The following is a 1,526-nucleotide window of genomic DNA, read 5'->3' on the forward strand; positions in this document are numbered from 1 at the left end:
TCTCAATCAGCAAGCCGGAGGTCCTGCGGACGTCGCCCCGAGGGCGGGAAAATCGGGTGCGGCTGTCCGGCTGACGTCGTGGCCACTTGGCGTGTCCGAGCCCGTCAATCAGCAGGACGCCGGGGTCCCGCTCGTCAGGCGCTCGGAAGTGTTGCTTCGAGCACGCGTATCAGACTCTTTCGCCTCCTGGGACCCCGCCGGGCGGCCGTCCCGACAGACATGAAGGGAAGGGGCCGGCAGTGGACGTCGTCTATGAACGCTGCGCCGGGATCGACATCAGCAAGGCGGACGTGAAGGTGTGTATCCGGGTGCCAGGTCGCGGGAAGGGGACGCGGCGCCGCGGGGAGGTGAGGACTTTCTCCGCGTTGACGTCGGGGCTGCTGGCGATGCGGGACTGGCTGCTGGCCGAGGGCATCACGGTGGTCGGGATGGAGGCCACCGGCTCGTACTGGAAGCCGGTGTTCTACCTGCTGGAGCACGATATGGACTGCTGGCTGCTCAACGCCCGCCACATGAAGGCGGTGCCGGGCCGCAAGACGGATGTGAAGGACGCGGAGTGGATCGCCAAGCTCGTCGAACACGGCCTGGTCCGCCCCTCGTTCGTGCCGCCGCAGCCGATCCGGCAGCTGCGGGACCTGACGCGGTATCGCACCGACGTGGTCCGTGAACGGGCCCGGGAGGCCCAGCGGCTGCAGAACCTGCTGGAGGACTGCGGTATCAAGCTGACCTCGGTGGTCTCCGACTTCCTCGGCGTGTCCGGCCGCAGGATGCTCAAGGCACTGATCGGAGGGGAACGTGATCCGAAGGCGCTCGCCCAGCTGGCCGCCCCCAACCTGCGAACCCGGCGGGACGTGCTGGCTGAGGCGCTGACCGGCTACTTCACCGACCACCATGCGTTCCTGGCCCAGACGATGCTGGACCGGATCGACGAGGCCACCGCCATGGAACAGCGCCTCAACTCTCGGATCGCCGACCACATCCGGCCCTTTCAGCGACAGGTCGAGCTGCTCGCCACCATCCCCGGAGTGAGCGCCCACACCGCCGAGGTGATCCTCGCCGAGATCGGCGCGGACATCACCCGCTTCCCCTCGGCCGGCCACCTCGCCTCCTGGGCGGGGGTGTGTCCGGGCAACTACGAGTCTGCGGGCAAGAGCCCGTCGGGCCGCACCCGCCCTGGCGACCCATGGCTGAAGGGCGTGCTGGGCCAGGCCGCGATCTCTGCCTGCCGAACCAAGGACACCTACCTCGCCGCCCGCTACCGGCGTCTGGTCGGACGCCGCGGCCGCCGGCGGGCGCTGGTCGCCCTGCAGCACTCCATCCTGATTTCGATCTGGCACATGTTCACCCGCGACATCGAGTACGCAGACCTCGGAGGCGAGTACTTCCTCGAACGCACCGGCAAGAGCCGCGCCACCCGGCGTCTCGTCAGCCAGCTCAACCGCCTCGGCTACCAGGTCAACCTCCAGCCCGTGGAGGCCACATGAACACACCTGACCTGCACAGACAGGGGATTTTCGTATTAGCAG

Annotated in this window: 1 protein-coding gene; it reads left to right on the top strand. The window is 68.2% G+C overall.

All coding sequences use genetic code 11. The annotated features are described in order from the left end of the window. Nucleotides 1-239: 239 nt before the first annotated feature. The gene (locus OC490_RS49035) at nt 240-1,484 is read left to right on the top strand and encodes an IS110 family transposase (protein ID WP_262064550.1); all 1,245 of its coding nucleotides are present in this window, start codon (nt 240-242) and stop codon (nt 1,482-1,484) included. Nucleotides 1,485-1,526 lie beyond the last annotated feature (42 nt).

Origin of the sequence: Streptomyces sp. STR69, assembly GCF_024519455.1 — a bacterium.
Classification (GTDB): Bacteria; Actinomycetota; Actinomycetes; order Streptomycetales; family Streptomycetaceae; genus Streptomyces.